The sequence below is a fragment of the Nocardia coubleae NBRC 108252 genome, assembly GCF_001612805.1.
Taxonomy (GTDB): Bacteria; Actinomycetota; Actinomycetes; order Mycobacteriales; family Mycobacteriaceae; genus Nocardia; species Nocardia coubleae.
In genome coordinates, this window is record NZ_BDBD01000018.1 from 250,038 (window position 1) to 269,822 (window position 19,785).

Here is a 19,785-nt window from a genome sequence, read left to right on the forward strand (position 1 = left end):
ACGGCGTTCACGGACTCGAGCTGGTGACATAGCCCCCGATGATCGATCTGCCGTCCGAGCTGCATTGGCTCTCGATTCTTGCCGGTATGGAATGGCCAGAGGGCAATGAAGACGAGATGTGGGCCATGGCTGAGGACTGGCGCGCGGCCGCCGACGCCCTTCGTGGTCTCGTCGACGACATCGATGCCGCGAAAGCCGCTGCGTACAAGGCATATCCGTTCGGTGAGGGTGTCGACGACATGCTCCGCGACTTCGAGTCGATGGCGCGCGGCGATCAGTCGGTCACCAAACTGGCCGAGTTGTTCGACGTCCTCGGTGATTCGGTGTACCAGACCGGCACCGAGATCGAATACACCAAGATCATGTTCCTGTCCTCGCTGGGACTGCTCGCGCTGGAAATCGCTGCGGCGTGGCTGTTTCCGCCGACAGCACCCGCCGTGCAGGCCGCCGCGATCGGCGTCACCCGGGTGGTGGCGCGCGGCATCTTCGGTCGCGTGCTCGCCGCGATTCTGCGCCACGCCACCAAGGCCGCTCTGACGCGCGCGATAAAGTTCGTCGGCCAGCACGTGGCCATCGACACGGTGCTCGGCACCCTGCAGGAACTGGGCGCCCAGCAGTGGCAGGTGGACCAGGGGCACCGCAAGGAAGTCGACTGGAACCAGGTGAAGGCGGCGGCGGTGAGCTCCGCCGCGGGTGGTCTCGCGGCCGGCCCGTTCGCCAATTTCCTCGGCAAGCGGCTCGGGGACAATATGTCGCCGTTCCTCAAGGGCGCCATCACGGGAACCGGCGCCGGTCTGGCCGGTGCCGGTGGCGGCATGCTCGGCCAGTTCGGCTACGACGGGTTCACGCAGGGCTGGGACAAGGCCTGGGACAACCTGAAGACCGCGGCGAGCGACCCGCTCATGTGGAGCGCCGGTGCCACCAACGGTGGCATCTCGGGTCTGAACAAGGCGGGCGCCAACGCCGCGTGGAACAAGATGAACCCCGGCCTGTTCGAGCGCCCGAGCTTCAGCTCGCAGATCCGCGACGCTATGGGTCCTGGCTACGACCTCGGCAATTTCGGGCTCGACACCAACACCGCCGGTGGCGACGGCTCGACCAACCGTCCCGGTGCGGACGGCGAGAACCGGGCAGGCGGCGAGGACGGCGCCACCGGTGCCGGCGGCGACGACGGCGTGCGCGCGGGTGCGGGTGACGACACCATGGGCGGCGAAGGCGACAGCGCGGGCGAGACGCGGGCCGGAGCGGGCGACGACAGCCAGTCCATGCGTCCGGCCGGTGGTGTCACGCCCGAGGCACCCGCAACGACGGACACCTCGGCGGGGCAGGCGAACCAGCAGTCGAGCAACGACGGGCAGGGGGCCATCGACACCGGCGGTGGCGCGACCGGACGGCAGGAAGCCAAGCCGGAGGTCCAGACGAGCGACGCGCAGGCCGGTGACGGTGGGCGGCAGGACGGTGGGGCGCGCGCCGGAGGGGAAAGCCCTGCGGCACAGACGGATTCCGGCGGCGATACCTCGCGGGCGGCGGAGGCGGACGCGCCGGTCGGCGAGGGCGTCAACGATGGGACTCGCACCGACGCGCAGTCCAGTGGGCAACCGGTCAACCAGGTCGACGGCACGCAGACCGTCAACCGGGACACCACAACGCAGACGGGTGCGGCGCCGGTGGGTGGGGTGGCCGGTGCGGGTCCGGCGGCCACGGGTGCACCGGTGCCCGGGGCGACCGGTCAGGCGCCTGTCACGGGTCAGGCGACGCCGGGGCAGCCGGCCGCGACGCCCGGCCAATCGTCTTCTGCGCCAGCACAATCCGCGCCGAGTCAGCAGGCCGCGCCCGGTCAGCAGTCGACGCCGGGTCAGCAGTCGACACCGAGTCAGCAGTCGACGCAGGGCGGTCAACCCGCCGGACGTCCTGGCTCGCCGGAGGTGCGGGCCGGATCGCTCGATGGCGTGCAAGCCGGGCCCGAGAGTCGTGTCGGCACACCGGAAGTCGGTGGCGATGGTGTCGCCGAAGCGCCGCGCTCCACCGACGCGCAGAACGACGGTGACGCCCGTCCCGATGGTGAAATCCGGGCGGGCGCGAGCGAACCACGCAGCGGCGCCGGTCTGGCCGAAACTCCGCTGCACGGTCTGCACGCCGCTCCCGGTGAAGCGCCCCCGGTCCGGTCCGAGGCCGAGGTCGCCGCCGAACCGGTTCGGGTCGACGACGGCGAGGTGCGTGATCCGCTCACCGACGCCGCGGCGATCCTGCCGATCGTCGACCCCGGCACGAGTCCGGCACGGCCGGGTTCGGATGCGCGGCCGGTGCGTCCGAGCACCGACGACACCACCGCCCGCGACCGCACCGACAGCGACGATCGCAGGCAGCCGCAGCGCGACGACAGCGACAGCGGACCCGTCTACGACACCCGCCTGCCCAACGGCCAGGGCGTCGTCCACCACCCGACGGGCACGGCGATCGGCGAGGACGCACGCACCCATCGCGTCGCCGAGAACGTGCGCAACGACGGCGCCCACGACGTGGTCGTGCACGGGCGCCGCGACGGCTCGGTGACACCGAGCAACGGCGACCCGGTGCACCCGCAGGACATCGTCGACGCGATCCGCGGCAACCCGAACTATGTGCCAGGCACCCCGATCCGGTTGCTGTCGTGCCACGCGGGCAATGCCGACGGCTGGGCGCAGTACATCGCCGACCAGCTCGGCGTCGACGTCACCGCGCCCACCGATCGGGTCGGTGTGCGGCGCGAACCCGGCTCCGAGCCGGTGATCGATCGCGGCGGGTCGTGGCGCACGTTCAGCCCGGAAACGGCGACCCAGCCCGCGGACACCACCTCGCCGCGGCCGGACACCGACCCCGTCGACTCGTCCGATCGTGATGTCCTCGACGGTGACAGCCGCGAACTCGTCGACTTCATGAGCGACCAGGATCCGCCGACGCGCCCGTCCGCGATGTCGTTCCTCGAACCCGGAACCGGGACCGACAACGCACCGTTCAGCCGGACACCGGGCGTGGACGCGCACCTGCTCGGCGTGCTGGACATGAGCGACCCGCTGGTGCAGACCACGGGGGAGCCGCCCCGGATCACGCATGTCGGCGGGGAACCGATCGACGAGTTCTCCCACCGGCTCAGTGCCGAGCGCGGCGACGCGTTCGTCGCCGCCGCGACACCGGACGCGGCCCTCGTCGCCGAATTCGAACAGCGCAAGGCCCAGCAGAAGGCACTGGAAACGCAGCGATCCGAGGCCGGCCGCGGGGTTCGCGAGGCCATCAAGGCGCTCAAGGACGCCGAGAGCGCCCACGCCCGCGGCGAGGGCAGCGAGGACCAGGTCACGCGAGCCCGTGACGATGTCGCGGCCGCCAAGGAAGCGGCCGCGCGGGCCAAGGCCGACCTCGACGCCTTCCTCGCCGCCGACGCCGCCGAATCCGCGGCGGGCGATTCACCCGCCAAGCGCCTGGCCAAGGCCGAAGCCGACCTGCTGTCGGCGAACCGGCGCGGCCACGTCACCTCTATCACCATCGACCGGCTGACCGGTCGGGTGTACGAGGCAGCCAACGGACCGTCGACGCATCGCATCCATCCGTCCGAATTGCATCCGACGTTGCACGACAACGTCTCTCGCTACCAGGACCCCGCGGACGTCTACCACAACGGCGGCCGACCACCCCATTTCCCGCACCACGACAATCCGCTCGGGCACGCCGAGATTCGTGGCACCAACGCCGCCCTGCACGACCGGGAACTGCTCAACCAGCAGCGCGACCCCGCCGACCAGCTCCCCACGGACTTCGACGGCTTGGCCTCCATCCTCAACTCGCCCTATGCGCCGAATCGGGGCGAAGCGCCGTGCTGCGCCAACTGCACAAGGGTGGTGCAGGGCACCGAGAGCACCGCGGGCCACATCATCGACGAGGGCGCTCCGCGCGTCGACCCGATCCGCCACTCCGACATCGAAAGGGCCGCCGAGGACGGCACAACCATCGAGCCCCGATTGGTCTCGCCCGAGTACCCCGAGACCGACTTCATGGGCGACGACGATGCCGACGGGTCGTCGCCCGACACCGGTCAGCCACAAGCGGCGGATCTGCAGCAGCGGCCGGACGGCACGTTGTTCCGGCCGGGTGACCGCCCGGACAGCTACCGCGAACCGGACGGCACCTGGCACCACAACGACGACCCGCCGGACACCTTCCGCGACAAGGCCTTCCGGCTGCAAAACGACACCGGTGGCTTCTATCAGGGCGACGCCGACCCGCTGGCCGGTGCCGACTACAAGTACCGGGTGATCAAGGGCGACACCGAGCTCTACACGATGCAGGATCCCGATCGGGCCGCGGAACTGCGCGACCTGGTCGCCCAGCGCGACGACCTGGAGCTCAAGCGCGGCAAGCAGCAGGTCAAACTCGACCGGCTGATGGCCGAGTTCGGCGTCACCGATCGCAATGAGCTCGCCCCGAAGAAGATCGCCACCAAGATCGCCGACCTGACCGCCGCGGTCGAGAACGATCCGACGCTGTCGCAGGCGGACAAGGAGGCCAAGGCAGCGAAGCTGATGGCGCTCGAGTCCACCGCGAGCAAGTACTTCGCGCTCGGCTCGAAGATGGTCGACCTGTCCAAGCAACTCGGCGAGCTCGCCGGACTCGACTACGCGCTGAACCGTCCCGGCGCGATCCAGCTCACCTTCGACGACGCCTTCGACGGGGCCAATGTCGTCGACATCGCCGTGATCGTGCCCCCGGTGCGTCCTGGCGACGCGCCCATCCTGCTCGTGGTCGAGGCCAAGGGCGTGGGCGCCACCCTCGGTGGTTCCAAAATCGCGCAGGCGCAACAGGGTTCGCCCGAGTACCTGCGGCGCACGCTGATGATCGACCAGAATCTGCGGTACCTGCTCAACGAGACACCGGAGCAGATGCGCCTGCGCGGGCTCGACCCCGACAGCGTCGAGGGCATGGCGCTACGCAAAGCCGTCGCCCAGCTGATCGCTGCCCGCGAGGACGGCACATTGGGGGCCGAATACAAGCTGGTGCACACCTCGGACAAGGGCAAGGTGAGTGTCACCGAGCTGCGCCTCGTCCGCGACGGCGTCGACATCCTGGCCGACGTACCGCTGCCCATCGATCCCGTCACGCTCGATCGCCTCGCCGCCGACGACACGATCGATTACATGGACGCCGACAGCGAAGACCGGCGCGACAGCACGGAATTCGCCGAACCCGAACCGCCGCGGCGCGAGGTGCGGATCGAACTCGGCGACAACGGGGAAGTCGTCGCGCTGCACATCCAGCTGGCCGACGGGCAGTGGGTGGTCGCGCGCAACGACGGCGACGAGAGCACGCAGAACGCGCCCGCGCGTCAGAACGCCGAGGTTCGCGAGGTCGACAACCGCACCGCACTGCGGAAGCTGGTCGACGATCTCAACGCCGGGTATGTGGGGCTGAACCTGAAGTACCCGTCGGGTTCCGGGCTCGACCACCGGGGCCAGACCGCCATTCGCGACGGTGTGACCGGTGGCGCGCAGCTGATCTCGGATCCGGCGCCCGCACCGGCCCAGCCCGCGCCGCCGCCCGGCGACCATCCGGTGGTGAGCGCGCCGCCGCCGGGTCCGGGCGACCCGGCGCTGAACGTGGCGAGGATCGGACGCGAAGGGCTCACCTGGTACCACAATCGTGAGCACATCCCGATCTTCGGTCCGGTGCTCGGTCGCCAGGCCGATGTGGCAGGCGATTACCGGCCGGTGTTCTTCCCGGACGGCACCGAATACCGCCATTGGATCAGCGACGCCGACCCGAACGCGGTGCGCGAGACCGTGATCAGCGAGCTACGGGCGGATCGGATGGAGCCCGACGAGGTACGCGACATCCTGAAGGAACTGTTCGACAACGCGCGTGACCCGCGGTTGCGTCAGGACCTGGTCGACGACCTGGAATTCAACGGGCTCATCGACACCGACGAGGCGCGGGCGATGGAGGACGCGCCGATCCCGCCCGTCGATTCGACGCCGGAGCGGCCGGGTCCGGCGCCCGAGGGCGAGTCGCTCACCGACATGGCCGAACGGCTCGGCATCGACCTCGATGGCGAAGGTCCGCTGGACCTGCGCCGGGCGATCGATCGGCAGAGCCACCGCCTGCTGCGCGAGATCGGTGCGATCGAGGGTCTGGCCGACGCGGCGCGGCGGGCCGAGGAGGAGCAGACCCGTCCCTACCGGCGCGCGGACCACCCCGCCGACTCGACGCCCGCCGACGACCGCGGCCTGCCCGGACCGGATCGTCCGCGTGCGGTCGACTCGGGTGAACCGCGCGACGACACCGTCGACTACGACGACGACGACGAGCTCACCGGAACCGAACCGCGCCGAAACCACTGGGGCGACACCAGCGCCCCGCGTCCGGTGCCGTTCTCGCGGGAGGTCAGCTTCCTCGACAATGATCCGCTCGGCCGGTTCCTGCGCGACCTGATCGTCGCCTTCGAGGGCGCCACCGCGCTGCGTGACTACGACCGGGTCGGCAACGGCGCGGATCGGCTGCCCGAATGGGCCAGCTTCTCCGACGACCGGGAACCGGGGCGAGACGAGGCGCGGGCACGGGAGTTCTTCGAGCACGCGTTGCGCCGTGATCAGTTGCGCGACGAATTGTCCGGCTGGGCAGCGATGTTCGGCCTCGAACTCGGTGACCTGTCCGGTGACCGGATGGGCCCGACACTCGACGCGCTGCGCGACTCGGCGCGCCAAAGGGCGCAGAACCTGGCCGATTTCATCGCCGCCGCCCAGCCGATCCTGCAGGGCGACGGCACGGAACCGCTCGGGCGCTCCTACGGCGATCAGGTTGCCCGCGTGCCCCACGCCGACGGTGGACCCGACCGGTTGCTCGTCGTCGACGGGCCGCTCGATCGTGAACAGGCGTTGGCCGGTGCCCTGCGGGACAACCCGGAACTGGCCGCCGATATCGACAACGGCCGGCTGCGACCGGACTTCCGGGCCGTGCACACCGACGGTGCGGGCAGGCAGTTCCTCGACCCGGTGGCCACCCCGGAGGTGCAACACATCCGGCGCACCGTCGACGGCGCCGAGCTGCAGGTGACGATGATGCGCGACGACGGCGGCCGGTGGCGGCCGGTGCAGGCCGCGCCCGAACCGTCGCCGACCCCACGCGACCGCGCCGACATGGTGCGCGAGATCGTCGACCTGGCACGGGATCTCGGCCTCGGCCCCGCCGCGTTGCACCCGTCCGCCATCGACGCGACCATTCGCGCGCTGCACCTGGACAATGCCGTGCGCGCCGGGCAGGCCGAGGCATTGGCCGACTACGCCCGCACGATGGCCGACATCGAGACGTTCAACCTGATCGGTGACGCGCGCGACCAGCTCGCCACGCGGCTCGGGATCCCCGAGAATGACCTCACCCCGCGGCGGATCGCCGAAGCACTGGCCGATCCGAAGCAGCGGCGCGGCACCCGGCAACAACAGTTCGAGGACCTGCTCGACGGCCCGCAGCGCGAACCGCGTTCGACCGCCGGCTACTCCCAGCAACTGCGCAATGTCGACGCCGCGACGGTCGAGGCCGCGCAGGAAGCGCTGATCCGGGCGCTGAGCCCGGACAACCAGGAACGGTTGCGGCCCAAGGTCAGTGTGACCGATCCGCGCACGGGGCGGTCCCGGGTGAGCCGGGCCGAAACCGGGATCGATCCGGCCGCGCTGCGCAAGCTCGTCACCCGGATGCACCGGCACGGCGGCGGCGACTTCGCCCGCGACGCCCTCGCCGCCTACGCCGACGCGCTGATGCGGATCGACCCGTACAGCGATCATCCCGCCGGCAGCATGGCGCGTGACCCACGCACCACCGGAGACCCACACATCTACGATCACTCCGCGCTGCACTCGCTGCGCGATGTGGTCGGCGCCGCCGAACCCGGTGGCCGCCCGGTGGATTTCGCGGCCCAGGTCGCCGACAACGTGGCCCGCTCCTACGGTGCCGACCAACCCGTCGGGCCGAATGATCCACGGCCGCAACCGCATCGGGACTGGGCACGGTTGGTCGGTGTGGATGTGTCGACCGCCGACGACGCCAAGTTCGTCGAGATCTACGAGGCGTACCGCGACGGCAAGATCGAAAAGCACGAGGGCCTCAGCCCGGCGGAATTGACCGCCGAGATCGCCGCGATCCGCGAGGAGATCCGTCTCAGGACCGAGCGGATCGAGCAGTTGAAGGCGCTCGCCGACGAGCTCTACCGACCCACCGACCTGCCGCCCGGCGATGCCACCTCGGCCAGGCCGCACGGGGGTGCCGAGCCCGCACCGCTGCCGGGGGACTCGGCACCGGAGCGTGGCGCCGAACCCGATGACCGGGCCGACGGCGAGCCCGATGAGACCATGCGCAAGCTCGACGAGGTCGCGGACGAGCTGGCCGAACCGCTCGCCTCGCTCGACGAGCTGGTCGGTCCGGGCGGACCGATCGACCCGCTGTCGCGGATCGACGAGGCCGTCGACCGCCAGAACCGCCTGGCCGACCAGGCCGATCAGCGGCGCGCCGACCAGGCCGACGCGGCATTGGACGACTCTCTGCGCGAACTCGACAGCGCCGACGCCGACCTGGCGGCGTTGCAGTCGTACCTGCGCGCACAGCGCGAATTCGATGCCGCGCAAGCCGAGATCGCCGCCCGCTTCGAGGAACTGGCCACCCAGGAAGCGGACACAGCCACCCGACGCGGCGACGAATCCTCGGACGATCTCGCCGTACGCGCGGCCGACCTGGCCGCGCTCGAATCCTTCCTCGCGGCCCAGCAGAAGTTCGACGCGTTGCGCGCCGAACTGGCCGAGGCCACTCAGACCCGGCCGGAGGACTTGGCGGCCGAGGCCCTCGCCGATGCCCAAGCTCTCGAGTCGTATCTGCGCGCCCAGCAGCAATTCGATGCCGCCCGTGCGGAAATGGCGGCCCGGTTCGCCGCCGCGGTGGAGCGTCAGGGTGGGCGGGAGCCTGCCGGACCGGACGGGGACGGTGCCGAGACGAACCGCGACCTCCCCGAGGGCACCGATCGGCGTGACGACGACGGTGACGCCGATCCGCCCGCGCCGACGACCGACCCAGGTGGCCCGCCGTCGAAGCCGCCCGCGCGTCCGCCGACGGCGCCGAGTCCGGAACCCGAAGAGCCGCCGAAGGTTTCGTCCTGGTTCGATACCGGTCTTCCGAAACCGCCCGCGGAGCTCGCTGTGCCGGACGAGTCCACGCCTCAGGTCGACGAGAACGCGGCCGCGGAGAATCCACCGCGGCGCGCTCCCCAGCGCAGCGATGCCCTCGACGACGTGCGCCAGTTCCTGCGGGAACTCGCTGATCTCCCGCCGTCGGTGCACGCGGACGCGCCGCCGCTGACCGCCGAGCAGGCCGAGCAGGTGCGCAGGCTCGCCGAGGCGCTCGGTCTCGGCGACGCGCTCACCGGTCAGCGCGATCCGCTCGGCGCGTTGGCCGAGATCGCCGACATGGCCCGTGCGCGCGGATTCCTCGACAGTGCATTGGATGCCGAGGCCGACCTGGGTGCGCCGATGCGGTACCCGGACGACTACGAACCGCTCGACGGCGACGAACTGCAGGACGGCCTGGACCAGTGGCGAGTCGAGGGCGATCCCGAGGTCCGCGCGGAGATCGCCGACGACCTGCGCCGGGCCGGCCTCGACGACGACACCCCACCCGCGCTGGGCACCGAACCGGACCCGGACGCGCAGGCCCAGCCGCTGCGCCCGACCGCGATCCTGCCGCCCGAGGACGGCGCCCAGCGACCGGGCGGCCCGCGGGTCGAGCCGGGCCGGCAGGCGTTGGACCGGTTGACGGCCAGGTTCGGCGTCGATCCCACCGACCCCGGATCGCTCGACGCCGCGCGCTACCGGCAGTTGCTGCGCGCCGGGGCGGTGGAGGCCTTCGCGTCGGCGGTGCGTCATGCGGAGGCGGCGACCGATCCGCAACAGCGGGCACTGCGGGAAGCGGTGGCGCGCCGCTGGGGTGCCCGACTCGGGCTGCCCGCCGATCCGGGGCTCACCCGCGCCGCCGACGACATCAACCGGCTGCGCGCCGGGGTGACCCGCGAGGCGAGTGACCTCGCGCATCTGGATCACCTGCTGCACACCGACCTCGACGACCGAGTGCTCTCGCTCGATGTCGACGGCGAGAAGATGCTGGTGCGGGTCGTGGTCGACGGGCCCGACGCTTGGCACCTGGAACCCGTGGCACGGCCCGAACCCACGCCACCGGCGCCGGCCACCGAGCAGGCGGTCGAGACGCCGACGAAGAAGAAGACGTGGCTGCGCAGGCTGTGGGACGCGGTCTTCGACCGCGGGTATTTCGGCGACAACCCGAAGTACCCGTCCGGTTCGAGTATCGACGGCGCCGGCCAATCCATGCTCGGACACAGCGCGGGCGTGCCGCTCACCGCGACCAAGGACGCGACCCCCAACGCCCCCGGTGGCGAGTACGACCAGCTCCAGATCAAGTTCAACCCGGTGCGCATCCTCAAAGAGGGCGTGTACATGTGGCAGAACCGTGAACTCGTGCCGATCCTCAAGCACCTGTCCTCCCGAATCGCCGACCAGGCCGGTGAGTTCCTGCCGCTGCGCAATCTGGACGGCACCGAATACAAGCCGTGGATCTCCGACGCCGATCCCGCACTGCGCCGCCAGATCGAACAGGACCTGCGCGACGCCGGCCTGCAACATTTGCTGGAACCGGAGAGTCTGACACCGGCGGAACTGGCCGCCCGCGACACCGCGCAGCTTCCGGAATCCGCTGAGCCGGTGCAGGTTTCGCGCTCCGGTGACGAGATCCCCGCGGCCACGGAGCCGCTGCCGTCGTGGTTGCGGGACGTGGTGGACGCGGTGAACAACCGCATCGCCGACGCGACCGTGCTCGAGGCACTGGCGCACGAACTCGGCGTCCAGATCACCGATTTCAGCGAAGCGGGTCTGCGCAAGGCGCTGGCCGAGGCCGAATACCGGCTGTTGCGTCGTGACGGGGTGATCCAGGCACTCGAGGCCGCCGCCAGGTTCTTCAATATCGAAAACGCCGACATCCCGTTCCGCCCTGCCAATATCGACAGCAAGGACCCGCTCGGCGCCTACCTCAAGGAAGTCGTCGCGGCCAAGGGCAGCAAGTTCGACTTCGACATGCTGAACTGGCGCGGGGTGAACAACGGCGGCGAATGGGTGCACCCGTGGGCGGATCTGAGCGACGACGGCGACGATCCGACCGTCCTGGCCGAGGACGCCCGCAAGATCTTCGACGACGCACTGCGCCGCACCGGGCTGCGTGACGAGCGGTCCACCTGGGCGCACCTGGCCGGTGCCGATCTCGAGGCGCTGGTGCGCGACCTGGACGGCGAGATCGCACGGCTGCGCACGCAACTCGACGGCAATATCGGAGTACTGGACGAATTCCGCCGTCGCGTAGCCGATTTCGGTGACACCGACACCGACACCGGCGACCGGCTGGTGGTCGACACCGAGAACGGCAGGATCGCGATCGTCGACACCGGGGCCGGGCACGAGCCGGCGTTGGCGCGCGCGTTGGCCGAGGCCGACGCGGACTTCATCGACCGGCTCAACCGCGGCGAGGTCGACATCGAGATCCGCTTGGTCGGCATCGATGACAGTGGCCGGGTGCACCTGCTCGAGGTGGACCCACCAGAGGTTCGTCACCTGCGCACCGAGGTAGGCGGACACACCGTCGACGCGACGATGGTGCGCGACGGCACGACGCCGTGGCGAATGATCGACGCACCCCCGACGCGCGGCGAAGCGGACGCACCGGTGCCCGCCGTGCCGGACGCGACGAATCCGCCTGTGCCGGAACCACGTTCGCTGGCCGAGGTGCGGGCCGAGCTCGCCGAGGTGGCGCAGCGGCTCGGGATCGGCGACCCGACGACGCTGTCGCGTGAGCAGTTGCAGACCCTGCTGTCCGACCTGGACCGGGGCAACCAGGTGCGAGCCCGGCAAGTGGAGGGCCTGGTCGACTACGCGCGCAGCGCCGACGCGATCCACAACTTCAACGCCCTGCACACCGCCCGCGGCGCGCTGGCCCTGCGCTTCGGCGTTCCGGCCCAGGCGCTCACCCCGGAGGTGGTCGCGCGCGGGTTCGCCGACCCGAGCACGCGGGTGGAGTTGCACCGACAGCGCGCGGCGGACCTCACCGATTACGCGAAGCTGTTGCACGAGTTGGATTCCGGCGCGGTCGATGCCGCGCGCGACGCGCTCGCCCCGCATCTCGGCCTGCCGCGCGGCGGTCTCCCGCTGGACGCCGCCGCCCTGGCCGAAGCGCTGTCCAACCGGGTCGGTCGCGGCAACCTCGACGACCTGATCGGTCCGCTGACCGACTACATGCGCGCCCTGGCCGACATCGACCCGTACGCCGAGAACCTGGTCTACAACCCCGACGCCGATCCGCGCGCCGTCAGCGACGATCCGCCCGTGCACGACCGCGACGCCCTGGACTTCCTGCGCGAAGTCGGCGCCGACGACCTCACCGACCGCTCGCCGCTGCCACCGGCCCCGGCCGATGCGACCCCCGGGCCGAGCCGCGACCACGCGCGCCTGCTCGGCGTCGACCTCACCGACGCCGACGACCGGCGCGTCGCCCAGGTCTACGAGTGGTTCCGCGACGGCCGCATCGACAAGCACGAACGCCTCACCCTCGCGCAGCTCGCCGAGGTCCACGCGCAGATCCGCGACGAGATCCGCCTGCGCGCCGCCGACATCGCCCGACTCCGCGACCTGTTGAACGAACCGTTCGTCACCGACCCCGACCTCGGCGCCGCCGACCGACGCGCCCTGGACGGTCCGTCCGCGGACACCTCGACGGACTCGCCGACCCCGCCCCCCGATCCCGATTCGCGTGGTGACGAAGATTCGGGTGAGCCGCCCGCGCCTCGACCCGCGCCAGGCGGTCCACCGTCGAAGCCGCCTGCCCAACCGTCGACCGCGCTGAGCCCGGAACCCGAAGAGCCGTCGAAGAATTCGTCGCCGTTCGACCGAGGTTTGCCGCAACCACCCGCTGAACTGGCGGTGCCCGACGCAGCGGACCCGGGTGTTTCGGAGGCTCCGCCGAACCGGCCCGAACAGCGCACCGACCGCATCGACGATGTGCGCCGGTTCCTGCGTGACCTGGGTGATCTGCCGCCGTCGGCGCAGGCCGACGCGCCGCCGCTGACCCCGGAACAGGCCGAGCGGGTACGCAGGCTGGCCGAGGGGCTTGGCCTGGGTGACGCACTGACCGGTCAGCGCGATCCGTTGGGCGCGCTGGCCGAGCTGGCCGACATGGCGCGGGCCCGCGGATTCCTCGACAGCGCATTGGATCCCGAGGCCGACCTGGGTGGGCCGATGCGCTACCCGGACGACTACGAGCCGCTGAATCTGGATCAGCTGGACGACGGCCTGGACCAGTGGCGGGTCGAGGGCGATCCCGAGGTGCGCGCCCAGATCGCCGACGACCTGCGCCGGGCGGGTCTGGACGACAGTTCGCGGCAGGCGCTCGGCACCGAACCGGAACCGAACCCGTCGGCCGAACCGCTGCGCCCGACCGCGATCCTGCCGCCGGAGGACGGCACCCAGCGGCCCGGCGGACCACGCATGGAACCCGCACGCCAGGCGCTGGATCGGTTGGCAACCCGCTTCGGCGTCGACCCGACCGATCCCGGTTCACTCGATTCCGCCCGCTACCGGCAGGCGTTGCGCGCCGGTGCGGTGGAGGCGTTCGCCTCGTCCGTGCGCCACGCCGAGGCGGCGACCGATCCGCGGCAGCGGGCCGTGCGTGAAGCCGCCGCCCGGCGCTGGGCGGCGCGGCTCGGGCTGCCCGCCGATCCGGGGCCGGCCCGCGCCGCCGACGACATCGCCCGCTCGCGTGCCGCGGTGGCCCGCGACGCCGCCGACCTGGCCCACCTCGACCGCCTGGCCCGCACCGAACTCGACGACCGCATGCTGTCGGTCGATGTCGACGGCGACCAGACCCTGGTCCGGCGCGTCGAGGACGGACCGGACGCCTGGCACCTGGAACCCGTGGCACGTCCGGAACCGACACCACCGGCGCCGGCCACCGAGAAGGCCGTCGAGGTGCCGAAGAAGAACTGGCTGCGCCGCCTCTGGGACCGGATCGTCAACCGCGGCTTCTACGGCGAGAACCCGAAGTACCCGTCCGGGTCCAGCCTGGACAGCGCGGGTCAGTCGGTGCTCGGGCACAGCGCCGGTCTGCCACTCACCTCGACCAAGGACGCGACACCCAACGCGCCCGGTGGCGAGTACGACCAGTTGCAGATCAAGTTCAACCCGGTGCGCATCCTCAAAGAGGGCATCGAGATGTGGCGCAAGAGGGAGCTGGTGCCGATCCTCAAGCACCTGTCCGCGCGTATCGCCGACCAGGCCGGTGAATTCCTGCCGCTGCGGAACATGGACGGCACGGAATACAAGCCGTGGATCTCCGACGCCGATCCCGCACTGCGTCGCCAGATCGAACAGGAACTGCGCGACGCGGGCCTCGAGCATCTGCTGGAACCGGAAAGCCTCACACCGGCGGAACTGGCCGCGCGGGAGCCGAAGGAAATCCCGGATTCCGTCGAACCGCCTCGAGTCACCGACCGTGCGGACCAGGCGCCTGAGGTCGCCGAGCAGCTGCCGCCGTGGCTGCGGGACGTGGTCGACGCCGTGAATCAGCGCATCGCCGACGCCACCGTGATCGACGCGCTCGCCCGCGAACTCGGGGTACGGATCACCGATTTCAGCGAAGAGGGCCTGCGAAAGGCGCTGGCCGAGGCCGAGTACCGGGTGCTGCGTCGTGCGGGCGTGATCCAGGCACTCGAGGCCGCGGCCAGGTTCTTCAATATCGAGAACGCCGACATCCCGTTCCGGCCGGCCAACTTCTTCAGCAAGGATCCGCTCGGTGCCTACCTGAAGGAAGTCGTCGCGGCCAGAGGCGACAAGTTCAGCTTCGACATGCTGAACTGGCGCGGGGTGAACAACGGCGGCGAATGGGTCGACATCTGGCCCGACCTCAGCGACGACGGTGGATCCCAGACCGTCCACGCCGAGGACGCCCGCAAGATCTTCGACGACGCGCTGCGGCGCGCGGGGCTGCGTGACGAGCGGTCCACCTGGGCGCATCTGGCCGCGGCCGATCTCGAGGCCCTGGTCCGTGATCTGGACGGTGAGATCGCGCGGCTGCGTGGACAACTCGACGACAACATCGGCACCTTCGACGAATTACGCCGTCGGACAGCGGATTTCGGTGACAGTGACACCGGCGACCGGTTGGTGGTCGACACCGAGAACGGGACCATCGCGATCGTCGACACCGGCGCCGGGCAGGAAGCGGCGCTGGCGCGCGCGTTGGCCGAGGCCGACACCGACTTCATCGACCGGCTCAACCGGGGCGAGGTCGACATCCAGATCAGGATCGTCGGGGTCGACGATCAAGGGCGCGTGCGGGTGAGCGAGGTGGACGCGCCGGAGGTCCGGCACCTGCGCGGCGAGGTCGACGGCCGCACCGTCGACGCCACCATGGTGCGCGAGGGCACCGGTCCGTGGCGGATGATCGAGACTCCGCCGCGGCACGGCACGCCGGACGAGAACCTGCCCGTGGTCGCCACGGATCAGCCGGTGGCACAACCACGTTCGCTGACCGAGGTGCGGGCCGAGATCGCCGACGTGGCCGAGCGGCTCGGCATCGACGACCCGACGAACCTGTCGGGGGAGCGGCTGAACACGCTGCTGTCCGAACTGGAACGCGCCAACCAGGTGCGAGCCAGGCAGCTCGAGGCGTCCGTCGACTACGCGCTCACCACCGATGCCGTCGACAACTTCAACGCCCTGCACGACGTACGCAGCAACATGGCGCTGCGCTTCGGCGTCGAGCCGAACGATCTCGGCCCGGAACTCGTCGCCGAGCGGTTCGCCGACACCGGAACCCGGGTGGAGCTGCACCGACAGCGCGCCAAGGACCTCACCGCCTACGCGAAGCTGCTGCGCGCGCTCGACCCGGTCGCCGTCGACGCCGCACGTGACGCGCTCGCCCCGCATCTCGGTCTGCCGCGCGGCGGGCTGCCGCTGGACGCCGCGGTCTTGGCCGAGGCAGTGTCCAACCGCGCGGCCCGCGGTGACCTCGACGATCTCACCGGTCCGCTCGCCGACTACGTGCGGGCGCTGGCGAAGGTCGACCCGTACGCCGAGAACCTGGTCTACAACCCCGAGACCGACCCCCGCGCGGTCGGCGACGACCCACCGGTCCACGACCGCGATGCCCTGGACTTCCTGCGCGAAGTCGGCGCCGACGACCTCACCGACCGCACCCCGCTACCCCCCGCTCCCGCCGACGCCACCCCCGGGCCGAGCCGCGACCACGCGCGCCTGCTCGGCGCCGACCTCACCGACGCGGACGACGAGAAGGTCGCCCAGGTCTACGAGTGGTTCCGCGACGGCCGCATCGACAAGCACGAACGCCTCACCCTGGACAAACTCGCCCGAGTCCACGAGCAGATCCGCGACGAGATCCGCCAGGCGGCCGCCGATATCGCCCGCCTGCGCGCCCTGCTCTCCGAGCCGTTCGTGACCGACCCCGAGCTCGGTGGGGCGGATACCCCGGCCCTTGACGCGTCATCCGGCGAGTCCACACCCCGGTCGCCGAACCCCGAACCGCCGACCCCATCCGTGCCAGGAACCCCGACCCGTCCGGGCTTGCCGGTTGGCGCGGATGCCAACGGCGACAAGGACACTCGGAACAGCGAGCAGCCGCAGGAACTGTCCCCGGCGGAGAACCGCGGTGAACCTGCTCCCCGGCCACGGCCCGCCACCGAACCGGAGTCCCGCACAACCGGTGACGACGCCTCGGCCCCACCGCTGCTCGATCCGGTGACCGATCCAGGTGACCCGGGTATTCCGCAGGACCGTAACCACTCCCAGGGTGGCCGCCATGCGGAGGCTGGGCTCGATGCGGGTGATCCTGTGGTGCTCGATCCGGGGACCGACCCGGGGGATCCGGGCATCCCGAAGGGGCCCGACCCCGCACAGGCCACCGGTCGTCCTTTCACGTCGCACGATGTCGACACCGATCCGGGCGTCGATGCCGGTGCCGGTTCGTCGGAGTCGAACGGTGCGGACGCCGATGGTTCGCGCCGTCGTCCACCTGGTTCTCCGGAATCGGACGACGCGGCGGACCCGGACAAGGGATTCGACCCGGGTCAGCAGGTCCCGCCGCCGAGTGCGGACGGGGAGCGACCACGCGCGCGCCGGGAGCTGCCCGGTTCGGCCTACCGGTCGCACATTCCACACCCCCCGCACGAGTACGAGGTGGAGCTCGAAGTCCCACTGTTCGACCCTGTCGAGTGGCCTGTACCCCCACTGGAAGTAACTCCAGAACCATCCGATCCTCCGCGCCCACCGGAGCCTCCGCGTCAGCCCGAGCCCCCGCGCCCGCCTGAGCAACCACCGCTTCCTCCGATTCCGCCGGACAAACCGTGCCCGCCGGAACCCCCTGTGCCGCCGCAGCCACCCGTGCCGCCGGTGCCTCCGCAGCCACCCGTGCCGCCGGTGCCTCCGCAGCCTCCGCAGCCTCCGCAGCCGCCGGTGCCTCCCGTGCCGCCGGAACCGCCGGTGCCTCCTGTGCCGCCGGAACCGCCGATTCCGCCAGATCCGCCGGTGCCTCCGCAGCCTCCTGTACCCCCGGTGCCGCCGAAGTTGCCTGAGCCGCCGGAGCTTCCACTGCCTCCGGAACCTCCGGTGCCCCCGAAACCGCCGGTGCCGCCGGAATTGCCGGTGCCGCCGGAGCTGCCGGTGCCGCCGGAGCTGCCGGTGCCTCCCGTACCGCCGGTACCCCCGGTTCCACCTCAGCTCCCGTTGCCGTCGGACCCGACGCCGGGCGAACCGACCCCGCCACCATGGCCCGTTCCCCCGACGCCGCCGAGCGAAAGGCCGAGCATTCCACCGCTTCCGCCGTGGATGACGCCGCCGCCGGGGTCGGTCATGCCCACCCCGCCGGACGGCCTGCCGTTCCCACCGGGACACGGCCAGCCCAATCCGCCGGGGATCAACCAGCCGTTCCCACCAGGGCCTGACCACTCGTTCCCACCGGCCAACGGCCAGCCCTACACGGCGAGCAACGGTCAGCCCCACATTCCTGGGAACGACCACGTGTTCCCCCCGGGGAATGGTCAGTCGCACCAGTCGGGCAACAGCCAGCTGTTCCCCCCGGGCAACGGCCAGCCGTTCAAGCCGGGCGATGGTCAGCCGTTTGTGCCCGGGAGCGGTCAGCCGTACTCCCCGGGCAACGGCGAGTCCTACCCGCCCGGAAACGGCCAACCGTACCCACCAGGGAACGGTCAATCCTTCCAGCCGGGCAACGCTCAGCCCTACCAACCGGGGAACGGAAACCCCTATCAGCAGCCGGGTTACGCGCAACCGTTCGTCGGTGGCGACCAGCCGTATCCGCCGGGAAACGGGCAGTCCTCCGCACCTGGGCACGGTCAGGGTGGGTACGGAACTCAGCAGGCGGGGAACGGGTACTCGGCGGGCGGGGCGCCGATGTATCCGCCGCCGGTTCTGCCGCCGAATGGTGGGCGGCAGGGGCAGCGCAGGCCGTACGGGGCGGAGTATCGGATGCCCGCCGAGCCGGCTGTGGTGGTGGTCCGTCCGTACGCGGGTGGTCTGCCCGCCGAATTCGATCCGCAGACCGGGTCGTTGCGTCCCGCGCCGCCTGGACTGTCGGGCACCGACGGGCTGTATGCCGATCTCGGTGGTGTGACGGTGGTCTTCTACCGGCTCGGCGAGCGGTTGATGGTGCAGGTGGGCATCCAGCCGATCGAGTTGAGCGGTCTCGCGCAGGTGGGCTGGGAACGATCACCGCAGCGGATGACGCGGTTCAGCGTGGCCGTGAACGGCAGGCCGATGGGTGAGCTGATCTACCCGGCCCTGCCACCGGAGCTGGACCTGGGTCTGCTGATCCGTAACGTGGTTGCCGATCCGGCCGACCGGATGACAATCTTCAGCGACCGTGCTCGACCGATCGGAGAGGTTTCCCCAGGTGAGTGACGATCCGATCGAATGGAACGATCCGGACGTGCGAATCGACCCGGCGACCGGCCGGTTGTCGTACCGCGGCGAGCCCTACAGCGGTGCGGTGACCCACACCCGCCCCGACGGCACGTGGCGCGAGTACTGGAGCTACGACGACGGCGACCGCGACGGCGACTGGTCGGGTTGGTACCCCGACGGGACCATGCGCTACAACGGCGAGTTCTATCGCAACCGCCCCGTCGGCACCTGGCAGGAGTGGTACCCCGACGGTTCCCGCCGCCTCGAAGACGTCTACGACATCGACGGTGTGCTGCTCACCCACTCGGTGTGGAACGAGGCGGGGGAGCTGGTCGAATTCGCCGACGAGCGCACCCGCAAGGGCATCACCGCCGACGCGATCTCCGCCGACGACCCCGAATTGCGGTGGGACGACGAGGAAATCCGCAGGTACTACCGCGGCGAACCGTTCACCGGTCAGGAGTTCCGCCGCCCCGCACCGAGCGCCCCCATCACCGAATTGTCCACCTACGCAGACGGATACCGCGACGGACCGACCCGGGCGTGGTACCTCGACGGCACCCCACGCTTGCGCGGCGAGTACGCCGACCGGCACGAGGTCGGCACCTGGACCACCTGGTTCCCCGACGGGAACATCGAGGAAGAAACCGTCTTCGCCCCCGACGGCGCCCTGCTCACCCGCACCGTGTGGGACGAGTCCGGCGCCGTGATCGCGCGGTACGGCGAGCACCGGGACTAG

General features: G+C 70.9%; 2 protein-coding genes. Both read left to right on the plus strand.

Translation table 11 applies throughout. The features are described from left to right. The first annotated feature begins 38 nt into the window (after nucleotides 1–38). Nucleotides 39–19,043, plus strand: a complete 19,005-nt coding sequence (locus tag NCO8_RS18295; protein WP_067641154.1) for a WXG100-like domain-containing protein — start codon at nucleotides 39–41, stop codon at nucleotides 19,041–19,043. After that, nucleotides 19,036–19,785 (plus strand): toxin-antitoxin system YwqK family antitoxin, encoded by a 750-nt coding sequence (locus tag NCO8_RS18300; protein WP_067641156.1) that lies wholly within the window; start codon nucleotides 19,036–19,038, stop codon nucleotides 19,783–19,785. Before NCO8_RS18295 ends, NCO8_RS18300 begins: the two co-directional genes overlap by 8 nt.